The following is a 26,400-nucleotide window of genomic DNA, read 5'->3' on the forward strand; positions in this document are numbered from 1 at the left end:
CTCAACGGCGCCGGGAGGCTGTAGGGCCGCGGCGCATCCGGTTGGTGCTCATGTGAAGAGCGGTTTATTGGACCGTACCGCAGTCGGACCCGCCCGTGGCGGGAGCCTAGCGACACGGCTGTGGTTCTTTGTCCCCCCGATCCAACGGGCGGGAACAACCTACCGTTCCCGCCCGTAGCCCGAACGGGCCCTCAGCCGCCGTAGACGTGCGGGGCGAGGGTGCCGATGAAGGGGAGGTTACGCAGCTTCTCCGCGTAGTCCAGCCCGTAGCCGACCACGAACTCGTTCGGGATGTCGAAGCCGACGTACTTCACGTCGATCTCGACCTTGGCGGCGTCCGGCTTGCGCAGCAGGGTGCAGACCTCGAGCGAGGCCGGGCCGCGCGAACCCAGGTTGCCCAGCAGCCAGGACAGCGTCAGACCGGAGTCGATGATGTCCTCGACGATCAGGACGTCACGGCCGGCGATGTCGGTGTCCAGGTCCTTCAGGATGCGCACCACGCCCGAGGACTTGGTGCCCATGCCGTACGAGGAGACCGCCATCCAGTCCATGGTGACCTGCGAGTGCAGGGCCCGGGCGAGGTCGGCCATGACCATCACGGCACCCTTGAGGACGCCGACGATCAGCAGGTCCTTGCCTGCGTAGTCCCGGTCGATCCGCTCGGCCAGCTCAAGGAGCTTGGCGTCGATCTCGTCCTTGCTGATGAGCACCTTCGCGAGGTCAGCGCCCATGTCGTTCTGGTCCACCGGGGATACGTCCTCAAACGTTCGGGGTCTGTGTGGCCGGCGGCCGGCTCCCCCGGGACATGCCTCGCCCTCAGTCGCCCTGCCGCCGAAAGACCAGCGTGCCACACCTGCGGGTGGCCTCGACGCCCCCGGGTAGGTGCAGCGGCCCCTGACCGCGCCATCCGGTGACCAGCAGGTCCACCGCCTCCAGGTGCCGCGCGAACAGGTCCCCGGCCGGACAGCCCGCGCGCAGCGCGGCCCGGCGCAGCACCCGGCGCCGCACGGCGGGCGGCAGTTCGGCCAGTTTCACGGCGTCCAGGGCGCCTTCGCCCGCACGGAGGTCGCGCTCGGCCAAAGAGGCCCACTGGTCGAGGGCGTCGGCGTCGTCGCGGAACAGCCGGGCGGTACGGGCCAGCGCCTCCACCACTCCGCCGCCCAGATGCTTCTCCAGCACCGGCAGCACCTCGTGGCGGACCCGGGAGCGGGTGTAGGCAGGATCACAGTTGTGCGGGTCGTCCCAGACCGGGATCGCCTGGGCGGAACAGGCCTGCCGGGTGGCCGCCCGGTCCAGCTCCAGCAGCGGACGGCGGTAGCGGCCCTTCTGGGCTGGCATCCCGGCCAGCGAGCGGGCGCCCGAACCGCGGGCCAGGCCCAGCAGGACGGTCTCGGCCTGGTCGTCCCGGGTGTGGCCGAGCAGCACCGCGATCGCGCCGTGGCGCTCGGCGGCCTCGTCCAGGGCGGCGTAGCGGGCGTCCCGGGCGGCGGCCTCGGGGCCGCCGGTGCGGCCGACCTGCACCGGGATCGCCTCGACCGGGTCCAGACCCAGCGAGCGCAGCCGCTCGGCGACCTGGGCGGCGCGGTCGGCCGAACCGTCCTGCAGGCCGTGGTCGACCGTGACGGCACCGACCCGCAGGCCGATCTTGGGGGCCTCGAAGGCTGCGGCGATGGCCAGCGCCATCGAGTCCGCGCCGCCGCTGACCGCGACCAGGACCAGCGGCGAGCCGGGTGCGGCCGGGGTGCGGGGCAGCCCGGAGGGGTGGCGCGCGGCGTTGCCGATCAGGGTGGTGCCGACGGCGGCACCCACCAGCGGCGCCCCGGCCGGGCGCTCGCGGGGTTCGCGTACGGGCGCGGTGAAGGTGGTACCGGCCTCGGCGGCGAGGTCGGTGAGCGTGCGGCGAACGGCCAGGCGTATCGCGGCGACGGCGGGGTGAGGGCCCACGGCGGACGACTCCTCGGCGGAGGGGGACAGGAATGCGGTGGGCGCGGCGGGGACCGCGCACCTCCATAGCGCCGCGTTACCGGGCGCTCACAGATGGTGGCAGAAAGGAGCGACCCGCTACGCCACCCGCGCCACCGGTACGACCACCGTCCCACGTTCGGGTGAATGGAGAAACGTATCTTCACCCGCCATCTGCCCGATTGGACCACTCGTACGAGCGGGTTTGACCGCCACCGACCGGCGGCGGTCCCGGCTTGTCGCGGGTCCCCGGGGCTTCGCGCTTCCCGGGCTTCCCGGGTCGCTCAGCGGGCGACCCGGGCGACCCAGGCGGCCGGGTCGTGGATCTCGTCCTTGGTCGGCAGGGTGTTCGGGGAGGTCCACACCCGGTTGAACCCCTCCATGCCGACCTGCTCCACCACCGCGCGGACGAACACCGCCCCGTCCTGGTACTGGCGCAGCTTGGCGTCCATGCCGAGCAGCCGGCGCAGCATCAGGTCCAGTCGGTTCGCCCCGCGGTCGCGACGCTGCTGGAACTTCTCCCGGATCTCCGCGACGGTCGGCACCACGGCCGGGCCGACGCCGTCCATCACCACGTCCGCGTGGCCCTCCAGCAACGACATCACCGCCGTCAGCCGTCCCAGGATCTCCCGCTGCGCGGGCGACTGGACGATCTCCAGCAGGTTCGCCGAGGAGCCGCTCTCCCGGCCCTCCCGGCCACCCGCCCCCGGCAGGGCGCCGCCCAGCGAACCGGCCGCCTCCCGCAGCCGGTCCAGCAGCGCGCCCGGGTCGACGTCCGTCTCGGCCAGGAAGGACTGCACCTCGGACTGGATGTGGTCGCGCAACCACGGCACCGCGGTGAACTGCGTGCGGTGCGTCTCCTCGTGCAGGCAGACCCAGAGCCGGAAGTCGGACGGGTCGACGTCCAGCTCACGCTCGACGTGCACGATGTTCGGCGCCACCAGCAGCAGCCGGCCCGGCCCGGGGCCCTCCGGGCCCAGCCGCGGCTTGTCGAACAGCGCCGCCGGGCTGTCCGGTGCCTCCAGCGAGGGCTCGGCCGGGGCGAAGGTCTCGTACTGGCCCAGCACCTTGGTCGCCAGGAACGCCAGCAGCGCCCCGACCTCGATCCCGGTCGCCTTCTCCCCCACCGCGCCGAGCACACCAGCGCCCGCGCTGTTCGCCCGACGCGCCTGCAGCTTCTCCATCAGCGGCTGGACCACCGTCCGGAAGCCCGCCACGTTCGCCCGCACCCACCCCGGACGGTCCACCACCAGTACGGGGGTCGTGGCGGCCGCGGTCAGACTGCTCGACCGCATCCCGGTGAACGCCCGTACGTGCTCCTCCGCCTCCAGGGCGTGCCGGCGCAGTTCGGCGACCACCGCCGCCGCCTCCGCCCGGCTCACCTCCGGCCCCGGCCGCACCAGCCTGGTCGCGGTTGCGACCGCGAGATTCCAGTCGACCATGTCAGCCCCGCCGCTCGCGCTCGTCATGCCTTCACCGTACGTGCTCCCCACCACCAACGGCAGCCACCTGCCCCCAACACCCCCACCGCCCGGCCCGGGAGCCTCGGCCGCCGGCCGGGGCGTCGATCCACGGGCCCCACCGGCAGCCGGAAACACCCGGCCTCCACCCACCCTGCCCGCCTCCGCACCCACCCGAACCCGGCCAGCGGCACGGTGGATCCCCGGCGGTGGAGAGGCCGCCGATCAGAACGGCAACTGACGGCCCGCCTCCCCGACACACGCCGGGAGCTCGCGGCCGCGCTCCGGCTGTCTCCCCCGGCCGCCCGACGAACTCCGCGCCGCGCCAGGGCCGGAGAGGCATCGACGGCGCGGCGGCCTCCGACCAGCGGCATCACGCAGCCCACGTGGCCGGTCACCCACCCGCCCGGCGCGAGCGCTGGTGGGCCGCCGCCGTCGAGGTGACGGCAACGGCCCGGGGCGGTCGACGCCGATCAGTGGCAGCCGCAGGTGGTGAGGTGGGCGGCGATGCGGTCCATGGCGGCGCGGGCGGTGTCGGCGGGGGCGGAGGTGCGGGTCATGACGGCGAAGGCGAGGAGGCGGCCGTCGGCGTCGACGACGGTGCCGGCGAGGGTGTTGATGCCGCTGAGGGTGCCGGTCTTGGCGCGGATCAGGCCGGCCGCGTCAGCGGCGCCGGAGCCGGAGCCGTAGCGCTTGTTGAGGGTGCCGGTGAAGCCGGCGACCGGGAGGCCGGTGAGGACCGGGCGCAGGGCGGGGTGCTGCTCGGAGGCGGCCAGGGCGAGGAGTTGGACCAGCACGGCGGGCGGGATCGCGTTGCCCGGGTGCAGGCCGCTGCCGTCGTTGAGGACCACGCCGGTCATCGGCACGCCGAGCTTGGTGAGCTCCTGGGTGACGGCGGTCGCCGCGCCCTCGAAGCTGGCCGGTTGGCGGGCGGCCAGGGCGACCTGACGGGCGATCGCCTCGGCGAGCTGGTTGTCGGAGGTGGTCAGCAGCCGCTCGACCAGCCGGGCGACGGTCGGCGAGTCCACCTTGCCGAGGACCGGTGCGACGGCGGTGACCGGGGCATCGGCCGTCTTGGCCTTGCCCTCGACGGTGACGCCCTGGGCGGCGAGCAGCGCGGCGAAGGCCTCGGCGGCCGCGCCGGCCGGATCGGCGACCCGGGCCGGGGCCTCCTCCCGGCTCTTGGGGTCGACCTTGGCCTCGTCCACCATCAGCGGGACGACCAGGGCGATGTTCTGCGCATCGTGGTTCTTGTGCTGCGGGTTGCCCGCGTACATCGACAGGTCGTAGTCCAGCTTGACCGTGGTGGTGCCGGCCGCCTTGAGGGCGGTGGCGGTCTGCCGGGCGAGGGCCTCCAGCGAGGCTGGGGCGGTGTCGGCGTCGGCGGGCTGGCCGCCGATCTGCACCTGGTCGGCGGGCAGCGCGGTGAGCGTCGGGTCCCCGCCGCCGACCAGGGTTATGGTGCCCGGGTCGGCGCCGCTGACCACCCGGGTGGTCAGCCGGGTGTCGCCGGGGATGAGGGACAGGGCCGCGACCGAGGTGGCCAGCTTGGTGGTGGAGGCGGGGGTGGCCGGGGTGTTCTCCCCGGATCCGTACAGGAGTTGGCCGCCGGCGGCATCCGCGACGGCGATGGTCACGGTGCCCAGGTTCTTGTCCGCGAGGGCGGGGGCGAGCGCCTGCTGCAGGCCCTGTGCGGAGGGGACGGCGGTCTCCGGGCCGTTCTCGGCGGTGGCCAGGACGGCGCCCGTCGCGGGCACCGGGCGCGCGACGGGCGAACCGCTGCCGCCCGGCGTGGAGCTGGCGGGCGGCTCGGCCCGGCGGGAGGGGCCGACGCCCGGGCTCTCGCCCGGACGGGGCTTGCCCTTCCCGTGGTCGCCCTTCCTGCCGCCCTGGTCGCCCTGGTCGTTGTCGTCCTCGCCCTGCCCCGCGCTGTGCCCGCCGGGGGTCGGCGCTGGCTGCGCGTACGCACCGCCCGCGGTCAGGACCGTTCCGGCGACCAACAGGGCCGCCCCGAACAGCCCCGCGGCCGCCCCCCTGCGGCGGCGCGCCGCCCCCACCCCAGCTCCCACCGACCGGCCCCTTTCCTGAGCACCCACTCCCGTAGGAGACACTTGGATTCTGTCAGTCCCTACCTTGGAGGAACCGTTGGAGTTCGACGTCCTTATCGAAATCCCGAAGGGCTCTCGTAACAAGTACGAGGTCGACCACGAGACCGGCCGCCTGCGGCTCGACCGGATGCTCTTCACCTCGACCCGCTACCCGGCCGACTACGGCTACGTCGAGGGCACGCTCGGCGAGGACGGCGACCCGCTGGACGCCCTGGTCATCCTGGACGAGCCGACCTTCCCGGGCTGCCTGATCAAGTGCCGCGCCATCGGCATGTTCCACATGACCGACGAGGCCGGCGGCGACGACAAGCTGCTCTGCGTCCCGGCGACCGACCCGCGCTGGGAGCACCTGCGGGACATCCACCACGTGTCGGAGTTCGACCGCCTGGAGATCCAGCACTTCTTCGAGGTCTACAAGGACCTGGAGCCGGGCAAGTCCGTCGAGGGCGCCAACTGGGTCGGCCGCGCCGAGGCCGAGGCCGAGGTCACCGCTTCGATCAAGCGCCTGGCGGAGCAGGGCGGTCACTGAACCGTCGTTCCGATCCCACTCGACCAGGACAGTTCGAGGTAGGTCGGGACAGCCTGGGGCCGGGGCCCGCGGATTCGTCCGCGGCCCCGGCCTCTGTCGTGTCCCGGCCTGACGCGTCCGGGCCTGACGCTTCCCGGGTCTGCCGCTTCCGCGGGCTCAGTCCTCCAGCCGGAAGCCGACCTTCATGCACACCTGGTAGTGCTTGATCTGGCCGTCCTCCAGGTGGCCCCGGACCTGCGAGACCTCGAACCAGTCGAGGTTGCGCAGGGTCCGGGCGGCCCGTTCCACCCCGTTGCGGATGGCTGCGTCGACGCTCTCGGTCGAGGACCCGACGATCTCGGTCACCCGGTACACATGGTCGGTCATGGCGGACTCCCTCAGCTGCGCGACGGCCCCAGGTCCACCGTGCACCGCCCCCGCCCGGCCCGCACCCCGGCCGCCTCCGACGGGCGGTCCCCGGCCGTCAGAACGCCGCCCGGACCTCCCCGACCGGAACGCCGCCGCCGAGCAGCGGGGCCGCGCCGATCCGTCCGACGGTGTCCGCCGCGCCGGTCACCCCGAGCCGGCGCAGCGCGGCGGCCAGCACCGGGCCGCGGGCCCGCTCGCCGCCGTCGTCGATCTTGAAGGCGAGCGCCCGTCCGTCCGGCAGGGCGACCACCTGGACGGCCTCAGCGCCCATCTTGGACAGCGCGCCCGGGACGGCCCGCATCAGCCAGGTGTCGGCCCGGCGGGTGCCGGCCACGTACTCGGGGTGGGTGCGCATCGCGTCGGCCACCCGGCGCTGCGCGGTGCCCTCGGCGGCCAGCACCAGGCCGCGGTAGCCGCGGGCCAGGCCGGTCAGCGTGACGGCCAGCAGCGGGGCGCCGCAGCCGTCCACCCCGGCGTGCACGGGGGCGTCGCCGGTGCCCTCCTCCAGGGCCTCGCCGGCCAGCAGCTGGATCGGATGGGCCGGGTCGAGGTAGCTCTCGGTGTCCCAGCCGTTGGCGACGCAGGCGGCCAGCCAGCCGGCGTGCTTGCCGGAGCAGTCCATCAGGATCGGGGCGCGCCGGCCGCCGGCGCCGAGCAGCAGCTCCGCCTCGGTCTCGTCCAGCGGCAGGTCGGCCGGGGTGCGCAGGGCCGACTCGTCGAGTCCGGCGGAGCCGAGGATGGCCCGGACACCATCGAGGTGAAACGATTCTGCAGAGTGACTGGAGGCCGCCAGCGCCAGCAGCTCGCCCTCGATCGCCAGCCCGGCCCGCAGGGTGGCCACCGCCTGGAACGGCTTGGCCGTCGAACGGGGGAAGACCGGCGCATCGGGGTCTCCCAGCGCGAACTCGACCGAGCCGTCGGCGGCGAGCAGGACCAGGGAGCCGTGGTGGCGGCCCTCGGTGAAGCCCGAGCGTATGACCTCGGCGAGCACGTGCGGGGTGGCGGACTGGGACATCGGGGAGCCTTCCGGGGGCGAGGGTGGGCCGGGAGGAAGCCGGGCCCGCCCGCCCGCGACGACTCACCCGGTCAGAGCGGCCTCTCCGAGAGCAGGTCGTCGACCCGTGCTTCCCCATCACGGTACCTGCGGGTGATCTCGGCATTGCAACCGTCGGCCGTCCGCAGCAGCCGCTGGCGCCGTCCGGAGACCTCGCGCTCGTGCGCGCGCAGCCGCTCCAGGGCGGCCAGCAGTTCCTCGGCCGGGTGCGCCGCGAGGTCGGCGAGCTGGACGTCGCCCATCAGGGCGTCCGCCTCCAGCTGGGACTCCTGGGTGCGCGGCGGGCCCAGGGTGACGTGCCGGGCCGAGCGCCGGACGCTGGAGGGCGCGTCGGTCAGGATGGCCGGCAGCCGGTCCAGCAGGTCGCCGCCGAGCCCCTCGCCGACCGCCGGGGCGGTACGGGCGGGGCCGCAGCCGGGGCGCCGGTCCAGCTCGGCGCGCAGGATGTCCATCCGCCCGTGCAGCAGCCGCCGCAGGTAGGACAGGTCGGCCTCCTGCTCCAGGGTCTCCCGGCGCAGCACCCGCAGCTGCTCCAGGCCCAGCCGCTCCAGATCGGGCTCGCCGTCCGGGCCAGCCGCCCAGGAGGGGTCCCCGGGGACCTGCGCCACCTGCCCGGAGCGGTTCCGCGCCGCGCTGCTCGCGTCCATCATCCAACCCACCTGCCGTCGTCCGATCCCGCCCGCTCGCGGCACCCCGCCCCTGCCGCCGGCCCGGCCCGTCCCCCGACGGGCTCGCGCGTCCCGTCCGTTGGCACGCCCGGGGGCCCCGAAGGGTTCCGCTCCCCGGCCGGAACCACCCGCCGGGGCGACCCGGCCAGAACGCCTGACCTACCGGCTCGACCGCCCGGCCGAACCCCGGCCCGGTGCGGCGGACCTTCAGGCGCGCCGGGCCCTTCGTACGGTCCCCCAGCGTGCCACCCCACCCGGCGCGCGCGCACCGCCCGTGCACCCGAACGGCCCCGTGGCGAACGGGGGTGGCTGATACGACCGGCCCTTTCCGCAGGAAGAGCGGCGCCCGAGCCTGCGCAGGCGCGCGCCGCACGGCGTGCGCCACATTGTGCGCGCCCCTGATGTGCATCCCGAGGCGCTACGGGGGCGGTGTGGCGCTCCGGCACAATGGCCGCATGCGAGCAGTGGTGCAGCGAGTGACCGAGGCCCGGGTGACCGTGGCCGGAGAGACCGTCGGCGCGATCGAGGGACCGGGGCTGTGCGTCCTGGTCGGCGTCACCCACGAGGACACCCCGGCGAAGGCGGCCCAACTGGCCCGCAAGCTCTGGACCCTGCGGATCCTGCCGCCTTCCCCCCGAGCCGAAGGCCGCGCCGACGCCGAAAGCGAGGAGCGACAAGCGACCGACGGAGGAGGGGGCGCCGGAGCGACGACCGTCGGCGTCGGATCCGGACCGGCCGGAGGCGAGCGGGGGAGTCGCCGCGAGGGCGTGGAGCAGAGTTGCTCGGACATCGGCGGCCCGCTGCTGGTGATCAGCCAGTTCACCCTCTACGGCGACGCCCGCAAGGGCCGCCGCCCCACCTGGACCGCCGCCGCCCCCGGTCCGGTCGCCGAGCCGCTGGTGGACGAGGTGGTCGCCCAACTGCGCGCGCTGGGCGCCAAGGTGGAGACGGGCCGGTTCGGCGCCGACATGCAGGTGGCGCTGGTGAACGACGGCCCGTTCACCGTCCTCGTCGAGGTCTGAGCCCCGGAGCTACTGCGGGACGATCACGTCCTGGGTGCCCGGCACCGTCCCGGCCAGCAGCACCGCGTCCACCGGGACGTTCCGCTTGACGATCGCCAGCGCGATCGGCCCCAGCTCGTGGTGCCGGGCCGAGGAGGTCACGAAGCCCAGCGCCCGCCCGTCCGGGTCGGAGGCCAGCCGCACCTCGGTGCCGTGCGGGGGCAGGGTCTCCTCGGTGCCGTCCAGGTGCAGGAAGACCAGCCGACGCGGCGGACGGCCCAGGTTGTGCACCCGGGCGACGGTCTCCTGGCCGCGGTAGCAGCCCTTCTGCAGGTGGACGGCGGCGCGCAGCCAGTCCACCTCGTGCGGGATGGTCCGGTGGTCGGTCTCGAAGCCCAGCCGGGGCCGGTGGCCCTCGATCCGCAACGCCTCGTACGCCCAGACCCCGGCCGCCGGGCCGTACCCGGTGGTGAGCTTCTCCAGCTCGGCGCGCGGAACGAACAGGTCGCGCCCGTACGGCAGTTCGCGCACGGCGGCGGCGCCCTCCACGGAGACGGTGGAGCCGGCCGGCAGGTGGACCACGGCGTAGTCGGCGGTGGCGTCGGCGACCTCAACCCGGTAGAAGAACTTCATGCTCTCCAGGTAGGCGACCAGCGCGCCCTGGGTGCCCGGCTCGACGTGCGCCCAGGTGGTGGTGCCGTCGTCGACCAGGTAGAGCGCGTGCTCGACGTGCCCGTGCGGGGAGAGCACCAGCGCCTCGGTGGCGTGCTGCGGCCGCAGCTCGCTGACGTGCTGGGTGAGCAGCAGGTGCAGCCAGGAGAGGCGGTCGTCGCCGGTGACGGTGACCACGCCGCGGTGCGAGAGGTCCACGAAGCCGCTGCCCTCGGACAGGTTCCGTTGCTCGCGGAAGATGTCGCCGTAGTGGGCGGCGACGCCCTCGTCGGCCCCCTCGGCGGGGACGGCTCCGGGCAGGGTAAGCAGCGGGCTCTTCACACCGGTCATACCGGCCAGCTTACGACCGGCCGTCCGCGTGCTCGGCGGTGCAGTCGGCGCAGCGGCCGAAGATGGCGAAATGCTTGAGGTCGGTGTCGAAGCCGTGCTGCTCGCGCAGCCGGTCGATCAGCGGCTGGGCGATCTCGGTGCCGGTCTCGGTGACCTTCCCGCAGTCCCGGCAGACCAGGTGCAGGTGGTGGTGGCGGCCGGCCAGGTGGTAGGTCGGGGCGCCGTGGCCGAGGTGGGCGTGCGAGACCAGGCCCAGTTCCTCCAGCAGCTCCAGGGTCCGGTAGACGGTGGAGATGTTGACACCGCTGGCGGTCTTGCGGACGTGGCAGAGGATGTCGTCGGGGGTGGCGTGGTCGAGGACGTCGACGGCCTCCAGCACGAGCTGCCGCTGCGGGGTCAGCCGGTAGCCGCGCTCGCGCAGGTCGGCCTTCCAGTCGCCGGAGAGCTGCCAGTCGGTGGTGCCGGTGTCCGCCACGGTGCTGTCCCTGTCAAGGTCGGGGGTCCTGATGCAAGTGTAGGGACCGGCCGCGGGCCGGTCCCTACCTCGTGCACGGGCCTTACTTGAGCTGTGCCTACTTGAAGAAGGCGATGCCGTCGTCCGGCAGGTCGTTGATGTCCTTGATCAGCTGGGCCGGGCTGAGCACCTTCTTCAGCTGCGCGGACATGTACGGGCGCAGCGGCACGTTCGGGGCGGCCTTCTCGCCGACCCAGAGCAGTTCGCCGTTGACGAAGCCGTACAGCCGCTTGCCGCCGGAGTACTCCGGGGAGCCCTCGATCCGGGCCACCGCGTCGGTGGAGACGTCGACCTGCGGCTTGCCGTCGGCCAGCTCGCCGTACCAGATCTCGACCGTGCCGTCGTCACGGACGGAGGAGATCTCGATCCCCCGGGCGCCGCTGGTGCCGTCCTGGTTGCTGGTGATGCGCCAGAACGCGTGCTCGTTCTCCAGCGGGCGGACCTTCTCGCCGTCGTTGTCCAGCACCCAGGTGCGGGAGCGGAACTCCAGGAAGGGCCGGCCGTCGTGACGGATCACGATCTCCTGGCCGAAGTTGCACTTCTCCGTGCCCGGGCCCCCCTCGTTAGGCAGAGGGGCGTAGACGCCCGCGCCCTCCCAGGTGCCGAGGAGGAAGGCGAGCGGGACGACGTCCTTGTGGAGGTCAGAGGGGATCTCGATCATGTTCCTGGTCGCTGTCGTGGTCGGTGCGGTCTGCCTCAACCGTACGGCAGGCTCAGCGCTGGCCCTGGTACAGCTTCATCACCGAGAAGATGGCGAACCAGGTGATCAGCACGGCCATGAAGGCCAGCAGACCGTCGAAGAACATTTCCAGACCGGACACGGGGGGCTCCCAGGCGGCGACAGTGTGGTGGATTTTGCTGGCGCTCACTCTATCCGCCGGGCTCCGACGGGTCGCGGTGAGCCCCGCCACGTCGCGGTTCGCGCCCGCGCGCCCCGGCGCCGCCCAAGGTTTCCCCAAGGGATTCCGAGATGACGGCGGACGGGGGTGGCGGGCCCTCTAAGGTGGCGCCATGTCGAAGAAGCTCGTCATCAAGGTCACCGCCGGGGCGGACGCGCCGGAGCGGTGCTCGCAGGCGTTCACGGTTGCGGCCGTCGCCGTCGCCAGCGGGATCGAGGTCTCGCTCTGGCTGACCGGGGAGTCCTCCTGGTTCGCCCTGCCGGGGAAGGCTGCGGAGTTCGAGCTGCCGCACGCGGCGCCGCTGCCGGACCTGCTGGAGTCGATCCTGGCGGCCGGCTCGGTGACGCTGTGCACCCAGTGCGCGGCCCGGCGCGGGATCGAGCAGAAGGACACCGTCGAGGGCGTCCGGATCGCGGGCGCGCAGGTCTTCGTTAGCGAGATCATGTCGGACGGCGTCCAGGCGCTCGTGTACTGACGCCTACGGGCCCGAGGAGTCGCGCGGCTCGTGGTCGGGGCGGTCCCGGTCGTGCCCGGGATCGTCCCACTTCGGATCGTCCCAGCGCGGATCGTTCCACCAGTCGTCGTCCGGGTCCCGCTTGTTGGCGAACACCGCGGCCGCGGGCGGGATGACCATCGCGACCACGCACAGGGCGACCGCGGCACCCACCGAGAAGAACCGCACCACGCCCCAGGCCATGACGAACAGGCCCAGGCACACGCCCATCATGGCGTAGTAGAAGCGCCGCCGACGCCTTGCCTGCACGTCTCCACGGTACGGCCGAGGGCCCTGCCGCGGCAGGGCCCTCGGTGTGATCGTCCGACTCGGTCAGATCGCGATCGCGACCTCGACGGCGGTGCCCTGGGAGGCCACCACCTGACGGTCCACGGTCTGGCCCGGGACCAGTGCCCGCAGGGTCCACTTGCCCGGGCGGGCGAAGAACCGGAACTGGCCGGTCGCCGAGGTGGGCACCTCGGCCGTGAACTCGCCGCCCTCGTCCAGCAGCCGGACGTAGCCGTTGACCGGCTCACCGTCGCGGGTCACCGAACCCTGGATGATCGTCTCGTTCGCCACGTCAACTCCTGCCAGGTCCGGGCCGCCGGCCTTCGCACCGCACATGTCTGTCTTCCCTTCTGACTTACGGGTCGAGCCGGGGGCTCAGTTGCTGCCGAGCTCGATCGGCACGCCGACCAGGCTGCCGTACTCGGTCCACGAACCGTCGTAGTTCTTCACGTTCGCCTGGTCGAGCAGCTCGTGCAGGACGAACCACGTGAGCGCGGAGCGCTCGCCGATCCGGCAGTAGGCGATGGTGTCCTTCGCCAGGTCGATGCCCTCGGCCTCGTACAGGGCCTTGAGCTCCTCGTCGCTCTTGAAGGTGCCGTCGTCGTTGGCGTTCTTCGCCCACGGGATGTTGCGGGCGCTCGGCACGTGGCCGGGGCGCTGCGACTGCTCCTGCGGGAGGTGGGCCGGGGCGAGCAGCTTGCCGGAGAACTCGTCGGGCGAGCGGACGTCGACCAGGTTGAGGTTGCCGATGGCGGCGATCACGTCGTCGCGGAAGGCGCGGATCGAGGAGTCGGCGGCCTGCGCCGTGTACTCGGTGGCCGGCCGGGCCGGGACCTCGGAGACCAGGTCCCGGGAGTCCAGTTCCCACTTCTTGCGGCCGCCGTCCAGCAGGCGGACATCGCCGTGGCCGTACAGCTTGAAGTACCAGTAGGCGTACGAGGCGAACCAGTTGTTGTTGCCGCCGTAGAGCACGACGGTGTCGTCGTTGGCGATGCCCTTGGCGCTGAGCAGCGCCTCGAAGCCGGCCTGGTCGATGAAGTCGCGGCGGACCGGGTCCTGGAGGTCCTTCTTCCAGTCGATCCGGACGGCGTTGCGGATGTGGTTCTTGTCGTACGCGGAGGTGTCCTCGTCGACCTCGACGATGACGACCTTCGGGTCGTCCAGGCGGGCCTGGACCCAGTCGGCGTCGACCAGGACGTCGCTGCGGCTCATGGTGATGTTCTCCATCCGAGGGCGGTTGGCGGAAGGTGCTGCTCAGGAGGGGCTGCAGGGGCGCCCGGGCGGATGCGGCCCGAATTCCTGTCCGAATGGCGGGACGGAGGAGGTGAACCGGACGGCCGGGCGGGGAACTGCGAGGTGCGGCGGCGACCGCCGACCGGAGCGGCCGGGCGAGTTCGCCGGAGAGATCGGCGGCGGGCGTCAACTGCCCTGCCAGGACGCCGACTTAGCGCATTCGACACAGACAGGCGGCCACGCGGCACAGGTCGACCGCCCGCCGCTTCGTGAGATCCGTCTGTCGCTTCATGCCGACGATGCTAGGGACACCGACGGCCCGCTGTCATCAGCGTATCGAATAACGAGATCAAAACGACCGGATCGTGGGATTTGCCTCGGCGGGGCCGGGCACGCACCGGGGAAGAGCCCCGGCGGCGGCACACAACGGGCGGAAACGACACCGCTCCGCGGTCCGCGCTGGACAGCGCGTCTCGCGGAGCGGAACGGAGGCATCGCGGACCCGGCAGGGATCCAGGAGACGGGCCCTAGCCCAGGAGCTTGACGCCCTTGCCCTCGAAGGACAGCTGGAGGCCCTCCGGCAGCGGCGTCGCGCCGTCCTGCTCGGCCAGCTTCAGCCCGGCCGGCATCGAGTCGAGGGTGAAGCTGGCCGGCTGGACCTTCCGGTTGGAGAGCCCGGCGAACATCTCGGCCAGCGAGCTCAGCTTGAGGCCGTCCACCGTGATGGTGTTGCCCTGGTTGTGCACGGTCGCCTCACCGACCGACACCGGCCCCAGCGAGGCCTTGATCTTGCCCGGCCCGCCGTACGACAGGCTCAGCCGGGAGTTCCCCCCGACCGGCATCGGGGCACCACCGAGCAGCTCGGAGGCCGGCGGCAGCAGCTGGGCGAGGTCCTGGTAGGAGATCACGCCGCTGCCGGTGCCGTTGTCCACGGTGGCGCTGTCCAGGTTGTCGCCCACCGAGACGCCGGAGAGCTCGGCCTTGAAGGAGTGCAGCGCCACCTGGTGGCCGTTGTTCTGGACGGTCAGGCCGTCCGAGGAGATCCGGACGTCGTCCAGCTTCCGCGAGAGCACCTGGGTCAGGAACGGGAAGCCCTCGATCGTCACGTCCGGCCGCTGACTCATCTGGCCGCTCTTCACCATCCGGTCGGCGGCCTCGTCCTCGGCCACTCCGACCGCGATCCGGTCGGCGCCCACCAGCAGCCCGGAGAGCACCACCAGGCCGATCGTCGCCTTCAGCCATCCGCGCATCGTGTCCCCCTCGTCGCCGGTCGCTGTCGTCGTCCGCTGTGGAGTGTCGCTGTTTTCCATGGCGGCCGCCCTGATGCGACCGCTCCCGCACGACCGTACGACGTCCCGCCCCGGAACGTGGTTCCGGGGCGGTGTGACGTAGCCGGCTCAGCCGGCCAGCAGGTCGGTGGCGATCCAGATCAGCGGTGCGGACACCGCCAGCGGCAGCGCCACGCCCGCCGTCATGTGCACGAAGCGGGACGGGAAGTCGTACGCCGCGACCCGGCGACCGACCAGCGCCCCCAGCCCGGCCAGCGCCCCCAGGGCCATCGGCGCACCCACCAGGAAGCCCAGCAACACCGCCGCGACCAGGCCCAGCACCGGGCCCAGCTGCTTCGGGCCGGGCAGCGGCGCCGCCGCCAGCAGGGTGGCCAGCGCGACCGCGCCCACCCCGGCCGGCACCCAGTCGGCCAGCAGCAGCATGGTGCACAGCGCCGTCACCACGGTGGCCGAGCCGAGCACGGTCAGCGCGTAGAACCGCTCCTTGGGGTCCGAGGGACGGAACGTCTGCAGCACCAGGACCAGCAGGAAGAACCCGCCCAGGGTGCCCACCACGGCCGCCACGCCGCCGTGGGAGTCCGCCAGCAGCACGGCCACGTCGGCGGTGAACCCGGCCAGCGCGGCGAGCAGGATGCCCTGACGGGCCGGCCACATGCCGTTCAGCCGGAACCAGCCGGCCGCCGTCAGCAGCTGCAGCGGCGCGACCACCAGGGCCAGCGCCACCTGCCCCAGCGCGGCGCCGCCGGCCAGCAGCGCGGCCGCGCCGGCGGTGATCAGGGCGGGCTGCAGGCCCGGGTCGATGATCGGCGAACCGGTCCGACCGCGCGGGGCGGCGGGCGGCTGCATCACCGACGGCGGCTGCGGCTGCGCCGGGACGGCCGCGTACGGCTGGGCGCCGGGGGCGCCGGGCACCTGGCCGGGCACCTGGGCGGTCGGACGCTTGAGCGTCATGGTCGGCGGGTCGAAGCCGGGCCCGGCGGGCGGCACGGGCGCAGCGGGCGGCACGGGCGCGGCCTGCTGCGGGGCGGGCTGCGGCGTCGGGGCCCGGTGCCGGGCCCGGGACGGCGGCTGCTGCTCCGACTGCGGCTGCGGCTGCGGCTGCGCCGGGGGCTGTCCGAAGTGCTGCGGCGGGGCGACCGGCATCGCGCCGGAGACCGTGACCGGCGGCAGCAGCGTGGTGGCCGCCGCGTCGTCCAGCGGCGGGACGGGCGGGAGCAGCGTGGTCGCGGCGTCGTCCATCGGGGGTACCGGCGGCAGCAGGGTGGTCGCGGCCGCGTCGTCCATCGGAGGCACCGGCGGCAGCAACGTGGTCGCCGCCTCGTCGGCCACCGGATAGCCGTACGGATGCGGCTGCTGCTGCGGGTGCGGCTGCGGATAGGGCTGCTGCGGCCAGTTGCCGTAGCCGCCGCCGTGGTTCGGGTTGTTCATGTCCGTCACGCCGCTCAGCCTCCCGCGAACGGCGGAAGGACCTCGACCGTCCCGTCCTCGGTCAGGGCGACGGTCGCGTGGTCCCGGCCGCCCACCTGGGCGCCGTCGACCAGGTACGAGCAGTGCCCGAGCAACTGGACGAGCTTCGGCCGGTCCGCGTGGCGCTCCTTGGCCGCCGCCAGCGCCTCCGCCAGGGTCGCCGCCTCGTAGGGCTCCTCGGCCAGCCCGGCCTCGGACTTCGCCGCCGCCCAGTAGCGGATCGTCCCGCGCACCCGGGCGCCGCTCGCGGGCTCGGTGGTCGCGCCCATCGGGCCACCCCTTCCGTTCGTCCTCGCCCGGCCCCGGTGGCCCGGTCCGGCTCGCCACCGGGGGCGGCCGCCCGCCCACCCGAACGATGGACCCGCGTAGCGCCGCCGATGTGCGTCCCATGATGGCGTGTCCGCCGTCGCGACCGGCAATCGCCCTGGCCGGAGGGGTGTGCGGCGGCGCTCGAAGCTGTGTCCAGACTCACCCGGCGCGCGCCCGGATTGGGCGAACCGCCGGATTCGCGCACTCCCGGCGCGGGAGCGGGTCGGCTATCCTCGACCACCAAGAGGGATCCGGGCAGAGTCGCCCCCGGGTCCTTTTGTGCTTTCAGGACGCCAGTACGGACATTCTTGCGATTCGTCGGCCCACCCCCGGCGCGCCGCAGGAACCGCCCCGCTTCTCGCGGCACAAGGACGTGCCGGGCCGGCGGGGCGTCGTTCACCCGGCGCCGGGCCGCCACCCGGTACCGGACCAGACCGGAGGGTTCGCGGGATGATCAGGGCAGAAGCGGTGCGCCAGGGGTTGCGGGCCCCCCGGCGCGAGCGCCGTCGCGCCTCCTGGTCCCCCCGTACGCCCCGGGCGCCCTTCCTCCTCACCCTCCCGTCGCCGACCGCCGCCCCTTCCGGGACGCGCCGCGCGCGACACTTTCACGATCGTGCGCCATCCGGCTGTGGCGGCAGCCGTCATGCGACCGCGACGACCCGGAAAGGGGACCACCGGGTATGAGTTCTCTCCTCCTCCTCACCAACGCGCTGCAGCCGTCAGCAGAGGTGCTGCCGGCGCTCGGCCTGCTGCTGCACAACGTCCGGGTGGCCCCCGCCGAGGGATCGGCCCTGGTGGACACCCCCAACGCGGACGTCATCCTGGTCGACGGGCGACGTGACCTGCCGCAGATCCGCAGCCTCTGCCAACTGCTGCGCTCCACCGGCATCGGCTGCCCGCTGATCCTGGTGGTCACCGAGGGCGGCCTGGCCGCCGTGACCGCCGAGTGGGGCATCGACGACGTCCTACTGGACACCGCCGGCCCCGCCGAGGTCGAGGCCCGGCTGCGGCTGGCGCTCGGCCGGCTCCAGGTGGCCGTCGACGACAGCCCGATGGAGATCCGCAACGGCGACCTCTCGGTCGACGAGGCCACCTACTCCGCCAAGCTCAAGGGCCGGGCGCTCGACCTCACCTTCAAGGAGTTCGAGCTGCTCAAGTACCTCGCCCAGCACCCCGGCCGGGTCTTCACCCGGGCGCAGCTGCTGCAGGAGGTCTGGGGCTACGACTACTTCGGCGGCACCCGGACGGTGGACGTCCACGTCCGTCGGCTGCGCGCCAAGCTCGGCGTCGAGCACGAGCAGCTGATCGGCACCGTGCGCAACGTCGGCTACCGCTTCGTCGTCCCGGAGAAGTCCGAGAAGGGCGAGCGTCCCGAGCTCGCCCAGCGTCCCTCCGCACCGCTGGAGGCCTGACCCGGTCGCCGGGCGGGCCGTCCCCCGCCCGGCTCGTCCGGATTGCGCCCGGTGTGCCCCGGGGCGGCCACAGGTCCCACTGCCGTCCCGGAGGCCACACGCGTAGACTCCATCCGTGGCCAAGGTGACGCGCGACGATGTAGCCCGACTGGCTGGGACCTCGACCGCGGTCGTCAGCTACGTGATCAACAACGGGCCGCGCCCGGTCGCGCCCGCGACCCGGGAGAAGGTCCTCGCGGCGATCGAGCAGCTCGGCTACCGGCCGAACAGCGTCGCCCAGGCGATGGCCTCCCGCCGCACCAACCTGATCGGCATGGTCGTCCCGGACGCCCGCCAGCCCTTCTTCGCCGAGATGGCGCACGCCGTGGAACGGGCCGCCTCCGAGCGCGGCAAGCTCGTACTGATCGGCAACTCCGACTACGTGGACGACCGCGAGGTCCACTACGTCCGCGCCTTCCTCGGCATGCGGGTCTCCGGCCTGATCCTGGTCAGCCAGGGCCCCTCGCAGCGCGCCGCCGAGGAGTTCGCCGCGATGGAGGGCGCCAAGGTGGTGCTGCTGCACCGCCGCCCCGAGGCGATCGACGACGTCGCGGTGGTCACCGACGACGTGGGCGGCGCCGAGGCCGTCGTCCGCCACCTGCTGGAGGAGCACGGGCACCCGTACGTGGCCTGCTTCGGCGGCCCGGTCGAGTCCCCCGCCCCCGGGGACCCGGTCATCGACCACGTCGAGGGCTGGCAGCGCGCCATGGACGCCCACGGCATCCCCACCGAGCCGTACCTGATCGACGCGCCGTTCCACCGCTACGGCGCGTACGACGTCGCGCTCGGCCTGCTGAGCTCACCGGACCGGCCCCGGGCGATTTTCTGCTCCACCGACGACCAGGCCATCGGCGTGCTGCGGGCCGCCCGCGAGGTCGGCCTGCGCGTCCCCGAGGACCTCTCGGTGGCCGGCTTCGACGACGTGCCCGAGGCCGCGCTCGCCGACCCGCCGCTGACCACCGTCGCCTCCGACCGCGACGCGATGGCCCGGGCCGCCGTCGAGCTGGTGCTGGACGACTCGCTGATGGTGCCCGGCTCGGACACCGAGCGGGTCCGCAAGTTCCCGGCCCGCCTGGTCATCCGCCGTTCCTGCGGCTGCGACGGGGCCGCGCCCGGCCGGGCCGCGACGGAATAGCCGATTCCGTTCCGCAGGCGGCCTGACCAGGGTTTATGAGAAGCCAACGGGCTTCTCGGGTCCTTCTGAGCCGCTTCTCATTCGGTCCTCATCCACCGGGCGGAGCTTGGTCGGCATGAGCGAACAGCAGCAGCACCCCGACGAGCACCACGACGACCCGTACCGGCCCCGCGTGATCGAGGGCACCGTGCTCGGCGGCGGCACCGCGGGCACCGGCGGCACCGACCCGCGCGCCGGGTACGCCCACCGCGAGGACCACTCCGGCGGAAGCTTCGACGGACCGCCCCCTCCACCGCCCATCCCGCCCGAGCCGCCCACCAGGCTCGGCCACCCCACGGGTCCCGAAGGCCCCGAAGGCCCCGGCCACGGCAGCCTGGCCCGGCGCGGCCTGCTGCGCGGGCGCCTCGCCCTGGTGACCGCCGTCGCCGCGATCGCCGCCGTCATCGGCGGGGTCACCGGTGGGGTGATCGCCGCCGACCGGCAGTCCTCCGGCAACCACGTCGGCACCATCGCCAGCCCGGTCTCCGCCCGCTCCGACGGCAGCGCCAACGTGCCCGCCATCGCCGCCGCCGTTTCGCCCAGCGTCGTCCAGATCACCGTCAAGAACGGCAACGGCACCGCCACCGGCACCGGCGTCCTCCTGAACACCGGCGGCCAGATCCTCACCAACTTCCACGTGATCGACACCGCGACCGACGGCGGCCGGATCACCGTCACCTTCAAGGACGGCTCCACCGCTCCCGCCACCCTCACCGGCACCGACAAGAAGCTCGACGCCGCCGTGATCACCGCCACCGGCGCCAAGAACCCCGCCCCCGCCGTCCTCGGCGACTCCTCCACCATGGCCGTCGGCGACCCCGTCGTCGCCATCGGCAACCCCGACGGCCTCACCGGCACCGTCACCTCCGGCATCATCAGCGCCGAGAACCGCGACGTCACCGTCCAGCTCGACGAGGGCAGCACCAGCGGCAACGGCGGCTTCGGCTTCCCCCACCTGCCCGGCCTGCGCGGCACCGTCCCGCAGCAGCAGAACAGCGGCAACACCACCACCTACAAGGCCTTCCAGACCGACGCCGCCCTCAACCCCGGCAACTCCGGCGGCCCGCTGATCAACGCCAACGGCCAGGTCATCGCCATCAACTCGGCCATGTACGCCCCCAACGGTGCCAACTCCACCGCCGGCGGCGGCAGCAGCACGGCCGGCAGCATCGGCCTCGGCTTCGCCATCCCGATCAACGACATCAAGCAGGTCCTGCCGAAGCTCGAAGCCGGCCAGAACCTGTGAGTCACAATCCGTAGGAGCCGGTAAGAGTCCGCACGACGGACAATTGCTCCCAGCAGGCCCTCCACCCGACGAGAAAGGGCACCAGCCCATGACCCCGTCCGCCGACGACCGCACCCCCGCCGAGGCCGGCCACCCGTCTGCCCGGCTCCTCGTGGTCGACGACGAACCCGCCCTCCGGGACGCCCTGGAGAGCAGCCTCGCCTTCGAGGGCTACGAGGTCACCACCGCCACCGACGGCTACGAGGCACTGGAGTCCGTCGAGCGCGACAAGCCCGACCTCGTCCTGCTGGACATCATGATGCCCCGGATGGACGGCCTCACCGCCGTCCGCCGGATGCGCTCCCGCGGCGACACCGTCCCGGTGCTGATGCTCACCGCCCGAGACGCCGTCGGCGACCGCGTCACCGGCCTCGACGTCGGCGCCGACGACTACCTCGCCAAGCCCTTCGAACTCGACGAACTGCTCGCCCGCGTCCGCGCACTGCTGCGCCGCAACGCCCTCGCCACCGAGGCCGCCGCCCGCGCCGCCGCCGAGGACGAGAGCGAGGTGCTCGCCTTCGCCGACCTGCGGATGAACACCGCCACCCGCGAGGTCACCCGCGCTGGCAAGCCGGTCGAACTCACCCGCACCGAGTTCATGCTGCTCGAGATGTTCCTCTCCCACCCCCGTCAGGTCCTCACCCGCGAGCAGATCCTCAAGGCGGTCTGGGGCTTCGACTTCGAGCCCTCCTCCAACTCCCTGGACGTGTACGTGATGTACCTGCGCCGCAAGACCGAGCTGGGCGGCATGCCGCGCCTCATCCAGACCGTACGGGGTGTCGGCTACGCCCTGCGCCCGGCCGCCGGCGCCGGCGCGTGAACACTGTCCCGCCTCCGCCGCTGGCACCGCCCGGCGCGCCCAAGCGCCGTCGGCGCCTCGCCCACTGGTTCCGCTCGCGCTCGCTGCGCAGCCGCCTCACCTTCCTGAGCGCGGCCGCGGTGGCGGTCGCCATCGCGATGTCGGCGCTGGCGTGCTGGTTCATCGTTGACAAGCAGCTGTATAACCAGGTCCGGACGGATCTGCTCAACTCTCCGCAGCCCCGCCCCACCCCTGTGCTGTACTGCGCCTCCTCCCCGGCGGCGGCGCTGACGCCCCAGGGAACCCCGCCGTCCGAGAGCAACGGTCCCGTGCTCAGGGACGTCCAGTTCGTTCTGGCGAACACCGGCCAGGTCTGCTTCCCCGAGCGCGCGGGCCGAGCCGTCACGCTCAAGTCGAGCGACACTACGGCATACCAACTCAAACCCGGCCAGTCGATCATCCGCGACGGCACGTACACCAACGGCGATCCTGCCGTCGTCCGCATCTCCCCCTTCCAAAACCACTCCCTCGGCCCTGTGCTGGTGATGGTCGCCACCCCCACCCAGTCCGTCGAGGACTCCCTCCAGGGCCTCGCCATCCTCCTCGGCGCCGTCTCCGTCGGGGGCATCCTCCTCGCCGCCGTCGCCGGACGCCTCGTCGCCCACTCCTCCCTCAAGCCCGTTGACCAACTCACCGAAGCCGTCGAGCACATCGCCCGGACCGAGGAGGTCGGCACCACCATCCCCGTACACGGGGACGACGAGATCGCCCGGCTGTCCACCTCCTTCAACTCCATGAGCACCGCGCTCGCCAACTCCCGCGAGCGGCAGACCCGGCTGATCGCCGACGCGGGCCACGAGCTCCGGACGCCGCTCACCTCGCTGCGCACCAACGTGGACCTGCTGATCCGCAGCAACGACACCGGTCGCCCGCTGCCCCCGGCGACCAAGACCAAGCTGCTCGGCAACATGAAGGCGCAGATGCAGGAACTCACTGTCCTGATCGGCGACCTGCTCCAGCTGTCCCGCCCCGACTCGCCCAAGACCGGCCCGAACCTGACCGTCGTCGCGCTGCACGAGATCGCCGGGCGGGCCGTCGAGCGGGCCGAGCTGCGCGGGCCGGGGCTGGTCTTCGAGACGAGCGCCGAGCCCTGGTACGTGCACGGCGACGCGGCCGGGCTGGAGCGGGCCGTGATCAACCTGCTGGACAACGCGGTCAAGTACAGCCCGCCCGGCGGCACCATCGAAGTGCGGCTCCAGCAGGGCGTGCTGACCGTCCGCGACCACGGCCCCGGCATCCCGCCGGACGAGCTGCAGTACGTCTTCGACCGGTTCTGGCGCTCCCCCTCCTCGCGCCAACTGCCGGGATCCGGCCTCGGGCTGTCGATCGTCGCGCAGAGCGTCCGGGAGGCGGGCGGCGAGGTCACCCTGGGCCCGGCCGAGGACGGCGGCCCCGGCGCTCTGGCCACCGTGCGGCTGCCCGGCGGGCCGGCTCCCGAATAGCCGGCCCCGCGTAGCGGCTCCGAGCTTCGGCCGCGAGAAGCAGAACGGGCGGGGCGCCCCGACAGCGCCCCGCCCGTCCCTCAGGATCGGCTCACGGTCAGTCGATGTCGCTGCCCGGGCCGAGGACCTTGATCCGGTCCTGCGCCGGCGGCTTCAGCGGCGAGGCCGCCGAGCTGTGGGCCGCCAGGTAGGCCGTGAAAACGTCCAGGTCGGAGACGCCGACGAGCTTGTCGGTGCCGGCCGCGAAGGCCGGGAAGCCGTCACCGCCACCGGCCAGGAACTCGTTGGCCGCGACCCGGTACTTGCCGGCCGGGTCGACCGGCGCGCCGTTCAGCCGGATCGAGTCGACGACGACCCGGTCCGCACCAGTCTTGCGCATGTCCAGGGTGTAGTGCAGGTTCGAGGAGGCCTGGAGGACCTTCGGCGCGGCGTCGTTGAGGCCGCTCACCTGCTGCTGGAGCAGTTGGACGAGCTGGGCGCCGGTCAGCGTCTTGACCTGCATCATGTTGGTGAACGGCTGGACGGTGAACGCCTCGCCGTAGGTCACCACGCCGTCGCCCTCACTGCCCGAGGCCTTGTAGACCAGGTCGGAGCGGATGCCGCCGGGGTTCATGAAGGCGACCTGCGCCCCGCCCTTGCCGGCCGGGGCGAGCCCCTCCAGCTGCGCGTCGGCGATCAGGTCGCCGAGCGGCTTCTCCAGGTCGCTGCTGCCGCGGCCGTTGATGTCCGAGGAGATGTAGCCGATCGGCCGGTTGGCGATCGGGGCGGCCAGCTTGGCGTAGTGGTTGATCAGCTCCGTCATGTCCGGAGCCTTCTCGACCGTGCGGCGCACCACGTGGTTCTCGGCCTTGACCGAGGGGCGCACGATCTCGCCGGTGGTCTTGTCCAGCTTCATGTCGATCTCGGTGAACAGCCGGCCGAAGGAGGCGGCACTGGTCACCGAGCGCGGCACGCCGTTGGGGTCGGGGATGGTGCAGGCGTACGAGTTGTGGGTGTGGCCGGTGATGATCGCGCCGACCGACGGGTCGATCTTCTTGGCGATGTCGACGATCGGGCCCGAGACGCCCTGGCCGGCCGGGCCGCAGTCGTAGTTGTAGACGCTGCTGGCCGGGTAACCGCCCTCGTGGATCAGCGCGACGATCGAGTTGACGCCCTTGGACTTCAGCTCCGCGGCGTACTTGTTGATCGTGGTGACCTCGTTGGCGAACTTCAGGCCCTTGACGCCCTCGGCGGTCACGATGTTCGGCGTGCCCTCCAGGGTGACGCCGATGAAGCCGATCTTCACGCCCTGCGACTTGGTCACCCAGTACGGGGGCAGCAGCGGCTGACCGGTCTGCTCGTCGGTGACGTTGGCCGACAGGTAGTTGAAGTTGGCGCCCTTGAAGGTGCGGCCGGGCTCGTAGCAGCCGTCGGTCGGGTGGCAGCCGCCCTCCTGCTTGCGCAGCAGCTCGGCCGCGCCCTGGTCGAACTCGTGGTTGCCCACCGAGGTGACGTCCAGGCCGAGCTTGTCCATCGCCTCGATGGTCGGCTCGTCGTGGAACAGCGCCGAGGTGAGCGGGCTGGCCCCGACGATGTCGCCGGCCGCGACGGTGATCGAGTCGTCGGCCGGGATCCGGGCCTGGCGCAGCTCGGTGGCCAGGTACTCGATGCCGCCGGCCGGGGTCGAGACGACCTGACCGGTGGCCGGGTCGGTCTCCTTGATCGTGCCGGAGGACCCGGCCGGGGGCTCCAGGTTGCCGTGGAAGTCGTTGATCGCCAGCAGCTGGAGGTTGACGGTCTTGTGACGCTTGGCGTTGGCGTCGGCGGCCTGGGCGGCCGTCGGCACGGCCACCGTGCCGAACAGACCTGCGGCGGCGACGACGGCGAGCGCCGTCCGTCGTGATCTGACGGTGAGCATGAGGGATCCCCTGCACCTTCGAGGAGCACCGGCGGCGGACGGCACCGGGCGTTCGGGCATGTGTTGCGCGTGTGCAGCCTAGGGTCAACGCGCGTAGCTGTCAGGGCGTCAAACATAACAAGAGGATCACCTGCTGATGAACCATCGCCGTCCGAGCGGTGCGCGGACTACGGAGGAGCCGCCCGGCGCCCGGGCCGGGCGCCGGTCAGACCCCCGGCTCGGCCGCCAACTGCCTTTCGGCCCGCACCCGTTCGGCCACCGCGTCCTCGGTCATCGCGCGGTCGGTGTACACCAGCGGTCGCTCGGCCTCGGTGATGATGTGCTTGACCACCTGGACGTTGCCGTTGACGTCCCAGACCGCGATGCCCGGCGACAGGGTCGGGATGATCTCCACCGCCCAGCGCGGCAGGCCCAGCACCCGGCCGGTGGCCCGCGCCTCCTCGGCCTTCTGCATGTAGATCGTCCGGGTGGACGCCATCTTCAGGATCGCCGAGGCCTCCTTGGCCGCCGCGCCGTCCACCACGTCCGACAGGTGGTGCACCACCGCGACGAAGGAGAGCCCGAGCCGTCGGCCGAACTTCAGCAGCCGCTGGAACAGCTGGGCCACGAACGGGCTGTTGATGATGTGCCAGGCCTCCTCGACCAGGAAGATGCGCTTCTTCCGGTCCGGCCGAATCCAGGTGTGCTCCAGCCACACCCCGACGATCGCCATCAGGATCGGCATCGCGATCGAGTTGCGGTCGATGTGCGAGAGGTCGAAGACGATCAGCGGCGCGTCCAGGTCGATGCCCTCGGTGGTCGGCCCGTCGAACATGCCGCACAGGTCGCCGTCGACCAGTCGGTCCAGCACCAGCGCCACATCCAGGCCCCAGGACTGCACCTCGTCCACTGCCACGCCCAGCGACTCCACCGAGGACAGCTCGGGGTTGCGCAGGGTGTCGATGATGTCGTCCAGCACCGGCTGACGATCCTTCACCGACGCCACCACATGCGCGTGCGCGGCCTTCAGCGCGAAACCGGCCCGCTCCTCCAGGCCGCGCCCCATCGCCACCTCGATGATGGTGCGCAGCAGCGACAGCTGGCCGGTCTGGGTGATCGCCGGGTCCAGCGGGTTGAGCTTCACCCCGCCGTCCCGGGCCGCCATCGGGTCCAGCCGGATCGGCTTTATGCCGAGCGCGTTGGCGATCAGGTTCCACTCGCCTACGCCGTCCTCACCCTGTGCGTCGAGCACCACGACCTGGCGGTCACGGAACCTCAACTGCCGCAGCACGTAGGTCTTCTCCAGCGCCGACTTGCCGTTGCCGGACTCGCCCAGTACCAGCCAGTGCGGCGCCGGCAGCTGCTGCCCGTACAGCTGGAAGGGGTCGTACACGTACCCCTTGCCGCTGTACACCTCACGCCCGATGATCACGCCCGAGTCACCCAACCCCGGTGCGGCCGTGGGCAGGTAGACGGCCTGTGCCTGGCCGGTGGAGGTGCGTACCGGCAGCCGGGTGGTCTCCACCTTGCCGAACATCAGGCTGGTGAACGCGTCGGTGAGGTTGCCGATCGCCATGGGCGGCCTCCTGGTGCCAGCGGTAGGGATGGACGGGCGCGGTGGATGGAATG

General features: G+C 72.7%; 27 protein-coding genes. 8 read left to right on the top strand and 19 right to left on the bottom strand.

Going from position 1 to position 26,400, the window contains the following annotated elements; all coding sequences use genetic code 11:
- Positions 1-191: 191 nt before the first annotated feature.
- From hpt to dacB, 4 genes are all read right to left on the bottom strand, one after another.
- Positions 192-746, bottom strand: coding sequence for a hypoxanthine phosphoribosyltransferase (hpt, locus tag ACWC9T_RS18145; protein WP_030059589.1), 555 nt, complete (start codon positions 744-746; stop codon positions 192-194).
- Positions 747-816: 70 nt separating this feature from the next.
- Entirely contained in the window at positions 817-1,944 is a 1,128-nt protein-coding gene (gene tilS, locus ACWC9T_RS18150; protein WP_449822034.1) for a tRNA lysidine(34) synthetase TilS, read from the bottom strand.
- A gap of 302 nt (positions 1,945-2,246) precedes the next feature.
- Complete coding sequence (locus ACWC9T_RS18155) at positions 2,247-3,431, bottom strand: zinc-dependent metalloprotease (RefSeq protein WP_449822035.1); 1,185 nt, start codon at positions 3,429-3,431, stop codon at positions 2,247-2,249.
- A gap of 464 nt (positions 3,432-3,895) precedes the next feature.
- A complete protein-coding gene (gene dacB / locus ACWC9T_RS18160; protein WP_449822036.1) occupies positions 3,896-5,491 on the bottom strand; it encodes a D-alanyl-D-alanine carboxypeptidase/D-alanyl-D-alanine endopeptidase in 1,596 nt (531 codons plus the stop codon).
- A gap of 76 nt (positions 5,492-5,567) precedes the next feature.
- Here dacB and ACWC9T_RS18165 point away from each other — a divergent pair, with 76 nt between their 5' ends.
- Entirely contained in the window at positions 5,568-6,059 is a 492-nt protein-coding gene (locus ACWC9T_RS18165; protein ID WP_030059594.1) for an inorganic diphosphatase, read from the top strand.
- A gap of 156 nt (positions 6,060-6,215) precedes the next feature.
- Here the strand turns inward: ACWC9T_RS18165 and ACWC9T_RS18170 are convergent, their stop codons facing one another.
- The 3 genes from ACWC9T_RS18170 to ACWC9T_RS18180 all read right to left on the bottom strand — a co-directional run bounded on the left by ACWC9T_RS18170 (position 6,216) and on the right by ACWC9T_RS18180 (position 8,171).
- Positions 6,216-6,425 (bottom strand): dodecin, encoded by a 210-nt coding sequence (locus ACWC9T_RS18170; RefSeq protein WP_449822037.1) that lies wholly within the window; start codon positions 6,423-6,425, stop codon positions 6,216-6,218.
- A 97-nt stretch (positions 6,426-6,522) separates the two neighbouring features.
- On the bottom strand, positions 6,523-7,482 hold the full coding sequence (locus ACWC9T_RS18175; protein ID WP_449822038.1) for an asparaginase: 960 nt from the start codon (positions 7,480-7,482) through the stop codon (positions 6,523-6,525).
- Between the two features lie 71 nt (positions 7,483-7,553).
- Positions 7,554-8,171, bottom strand: coding sequence for an RsiG family protein (locus tag ACWC9T_RS18180; RefSeq protein WP_449822039.1), 618 nt, complete (start codon positions 8,169-8,171; stop codon positions 7,554-7,556).
- Between the two features lie 473 nt (positions 8,172-8,644).
- Between ACWC9T_RS18180 and ACWC9T_RS18185 the strand changes: the two genes are divergently transcribed.
- Positions 8,645-9,211, top strand: coding sequence for a D-aminoacyl-tRNA deacylase (locus tag ACWC9T_RS18185; protein WP_449822040.1), 567 nt, complete (start codon positions 8,645-8,647; stop codon positions 9,209-9,211).
- Between the two features lie 9 nt (positions 9,212-9,220).
- Here ACWC9T_RS18185 and ygfZ read toward each other — a convergent pair whose 3' ends face one another.
- From ygfZ to ACWC9T_RS18200, 3 genes are all read right to left on the bottom strand, one after another.
- Complete coding sequence (ygfZ, locus tag ACWC9T_RS18190) at positions 9,221-10,183, bottom strand: CAF17-like 4Fe-4S cluster assembly/insertion protein YgfZ (RefSeq protein WP_449822071.1); 963 nt, start codon at positions 10,181-10,183, stop codon at positions 9,221-9,223.
- Between the two features lie 19 nt (positions 10,184-10,202).
- The gene (locus tag ACWC9T_RS18195; RefSeq protein WP_449822041.1) at positions 10,203-10,667 is read right to left on the bottom strand and encodes a Fur family transcriptional regulator; all 465 of its coding nucleotides are present in this window, start codon (positions 10,665-10,667) and stop codon (positions 10,203-10,205) included.
- Between the two features lie 97 nt (positions 10,668-10,764).
- Entirely contained in the window at positions 10,765-11,367 is a 603-nt protein-coding gene (locus ACWC9T_RS18200) for an FABP family protein (protein ID WP_449822042.1), read from the bottom strand.
- 350 nt (positions 11,368-11,717) lie between these two features.
- Between ACWC9T_RS18200 and ACWC9T_RS18205 the strand changes: the two genes are divergently transcribed.
- Positions 11,718-12,080 carry a DsrE family protein gene (locus ACWC9T_RS18205; protein ID WP_380613195.1) on the top strand — a complete coding sequence of 121 codons (363 nt, stop codon included), beginning with the start codon at positions 11,718-11,720 and terminating at the stop codon, positions 12,078-12,080.
- Positions 12,081-12,083: 3 nt separating this feature from the next.
- On the opposite strand, the gene ACWC9T_RS18210 is transcribed toward ACWC9T_RS18205, so the two are convergent.
- The 7 genes from ACWC9T_RS18210 to ACWC9T_RS18240 all read right to left on the bottom strand — a co-directional run bounded on the left by ACWC9T_RS18210 (position 12,084) and on the right by ACWC9T_RS18240 (position 16,644).
- Positions 12,084-12,368 (bottom strand): DUF3099 domain-containing protein, encoded by a 285-nt coding sequence (locus ACWC9T_RS18210; protein ID WP_449822043.1) that lies wholly within the window; start codon positions 12,366-12,368, stop codon positions 12,084-12,086.
- A 63-nt stretch (positions 12,369-12,431) separates the two neighbouring features.
- A complete protein-coding gene (locus ACWC9T_RS18215; protein ID WP_449822044.1) occupies positions 12,432-12,722 on the bottom strand; it encodes a DUF1416 domain-containing protein in 291 nt (96 codons plus the stop codon).
- Positions 12,723-12,761: 39 nt separating this feature from the next.
- Positions 12,762-13,598, bottom strand: a complete 837-nt coding sequence (locus tag ACWC9T_RS18220) for a sulfurtransferase (protein WP_449822045.1) — start codon at positions 13,596-13,598, stop codon at positions 12,762-12,764.
- A gap of 232 nt (positions 13,599-13,830) precedes the next feature.
- Complete coding sequence (locus ACWC9T_RS18225; RefSeq protein WP_350517234.1) at positions 13,831-13,911, bottom strand: Ms5788A family Cys-rich leader peptide; 81 nt, start codon at positions 13,909-13,911, stop codon at positions 13,831-13,833.
- A 235-nt stretch (positions 13,912-14,146) separates the two neighbouring features.
- Complete coding sequence (locus ACWC9T_RS18230; protein ID WP_449822046.1) at positions 14,147-14,869, bottom strand: LmeA family phospholipid-binding protein; 723 nt, start codon at positions 14,867-14,869, stop codon at positions 14,147-14,149.
- 147 nt (positions 14,870-15,016) lie between these two features.
- Complete coding sequence (locus ACWC9T_RS18235; protein WP_449822047.1) at positions 15,017-16,345, bottom strand: hypothetical protein; 1,329 nt, start codon at positions 16,343-16,345, stop codon at positions 15,017-15,019.
- 5 nt (positions 16,346-16,350) lie between these two features.
- The gene (locus ACWC9T_RS18240; protein WP_449822048.1) at positions 16,351-16,644 is read right to left on the bottom strand and encodes a MoaD/ThiS family protein; all 294 of its coding nucleotides are present in this window, start codon (positions 16,642-16,644) and stop codon (positions 16,351-16,353) included.
- 720 nt (positions 16,645-17,364) lie between these two features.
- On the opposite strand from ACWC9T_RS18240, the gene ACWC9T_RS18245 reads away from it, so the two are divergent.
- From ACWC9T_RS18245 to ACWC9T_RS18265, 5 genes are all read left to right on the top strand, one after another.
- Complete coding sequence (locus tag ACWC9T_RS18245; protein ID WP_449822049.1) at positions 17,365-18,096, top strand: response regulator transcription factor; 732 nt, start codon at positions 17,365-17,367, stop codon at positions 18,094-18,096.
- Positions 18,097-18,211: 115 nt separating this feature from the next.
- A complete protein-coding gene (locus tag ACWC9T_RS18250) occupies positions 18,212-19,270 on the top strand; it encodes a LacI family DNA-binding transcriptional regulator (protein WP_449822050.1) in 1,059 nt (352 codons plus the stop codon).
- Positions 19,271-19,385: 115 nt separating this feature from the next.
- Positions 19,386-20,555 (top strand): S1C family serine protease, encoded by a 1,170-nt coding sequence (locus tag ACWC9T_RS18255; RefSeq protein WP_449822051.1) that lies wholly within the window; start codon positions 19,386-19,388, stop codon positions 20,553-20,555.
- An 88-nt stretch (positions 20,556-20,643) separates the two neighbouring features.
- Positions 20,644-21,414, top strand: coding sequence for a response regulator transcription factor (locus ACWC9T_RS18260; protein WP_449822052.1), 771 nt, complete (start codon positions 20,644-20,646; stop codon positions 21,412-21,414).
- The gene (locus ACWC9T_RS18265; protein ID WP_449822053.1) at positions 21,411-22,895 is read left to right on the top strand and encodes a HAMP domain-containing sensor histidine kinase; all 1,485 of its coding nucleotides are present in this window, start codon (positions 21,411-21,413) and stop codon (positions 22,893-22,895) included. Before ACWC9T_RS18260 ends, ACWC9T_RS18265 begins: the two co-directional genes overlap by 4 nt.
- Positions 22,896-22,992: 97 nt before the next feature.
- On the opposite strand, the gene ACWC9T_RS18270 is transcribed toward ACWC9T_RS18265, so the two are convergent.
- Positions 22,993-24,792 (bottom strand): bifunctional metallophosphatase/5'-nucleotidase, encoded by a 1,800-nt coding sequence (locus tag ACWC9T_RS18270; RefSeq protein ID WP_449822054.1) that lies wholly within the window; start codon positions 24,790-24,792, stop codon positions 22,993-22,995.
- Positions 24,793-24,997: 205 nt separating this feature from the next.
- Positions 24,998-26,347 (bottom strand): ATP-binding protein, encoded by a 1,350-nt coding sequence (locus ACWC9T_RS18275; RefSeq protein ID WP_449822055.1) that lies wholly within the window; start codon positions 26,345-26,347, stop codon positions 24,998-25,000.
- Positions 26,348-26,400: the final 53 nt, after the last annotated feature.

The organism is Kitasatospora sp. NPDC001159, assembly GCF_053598235.1.

Coding starts and splice junctions, on each gene's coding strand:
- ACWC9T_RS18275 (WP_449822055.1), bottom strand. CDS start 26,347: ATGGCGATCGGCAACCTCACCGACGCGTTCACCAGCCTGATGTTCGGC.
- ACWC9T_RS18220 (WP_449822045.1), bottom strand. CDS start 13,598: ATGAGCCGCAGCGACGTCCTGGTCGACGCCGACTGGGTCCAGGCCCGC.
- ACWC9T_RS18255 (WP_449822051.1), top strand. CDS start 19,386: ATGAGCGAACAGCAGCAGCACCCCGACGAGCACCACGACGACCCGTAC.
- ACWC9T_RS18215 (WP_449822044.1), bottom strand. CDS start 12,722: ATGTGCGGTGCGAAGGCCGGCGGCCCGGACCTGGCAGGAGTTGACGTG.
- ACWC9T_RS18245 (WP_449822049.1), top strand. CDS start 17,365: ATGAGTTCTCTCCTCCTCCTCACCAACGCGCTGCAGCCGTCAGCAGAG.
- ACWC9T_RS18170 (WP_449822037.1), bottom strand. CDS start 6,425: ATGACCGACCATGTGTACCGGGTGACCGAGATCGTCGGGTCCTCGACC.
- ACWC9T_RS18185 (WP_449822040.1), top strand. CDS start 8,645: ATGCGAGCAGTGGTGCAGCGAGTGACCGAGGCCCGGGTGACCGTGGCC.
- ACWC9T_RS18270 (WP_449822054.1), bottom strand. CDS start 24,792: ATGCTCACCGTCAGATCACGACGGACGGCGCTCGCCGTCGTCGCCGCC.
- ACWC9T_RS18180 (WP_449822039.1), bottom strand. CDS start 8,171: ATGATGGACGCGAGCAGCGCGGCGCGGAACCGCTCCGGGCAGGTGGCG.
- ACWC9T_RS18260 (WP_449822052.1), top strand. CDS start 20,644: ATGACCCCGTCCGCCGACGACCGCACCCCCGCCGAGGCCGGCCACCCG.
- ACWC9T_RS18230 (WP_449822046.1), bottom strand. CDS start 14,869: ATGCGCGGATGGCTGAAGGCGACGATCGGCCTGGTGGTGCTCTCCGGG.
- ACWC9T_RS18200 (WP_449822042.1), bottom strand. CDS start 11,367: ATGATCGAGATCCCCTCTGACCTCCACAAGGACGTCGTCCCGCTCGCC.
- ACWC9T_RS18175 (WP_449822038.1), bottom strand. CDS start 7,482: ATGTCCCAGTCCGCCACCCCGCACGTGCTCGCCGAGGTCATACGCTCG.
- ACWC9T_RS18205 (WP_380613195.1), top strand. CDS start 11,718: ATGTCGAAGAAGCTCGTCATCAAGGTCACCGCCGGGGCGGACGCGCCG.
- ACWC9T_RS18240 (WP_449822048.1), bottom strand. CDS start 16,644: ATGGGCGCGACCACCGAGCCCGCGAGCGGCGCCCGGGTGCGCGGGACG.
- ACWC9T_RS18155 (WP_449822035.1), bottom strand. CDS start 3,431: ATGACGAGCGCGAGCGGCGGGGCTGACATGGTCGACTGGAATCTCGCG.
- ACWC9T_RS18225 (WP_350517234.1), bottom strand. CDS start 13,911: ATGAAGCGACAGACGGATCTCACGAAGCGGCGGGCGGTCGACCTGTGC.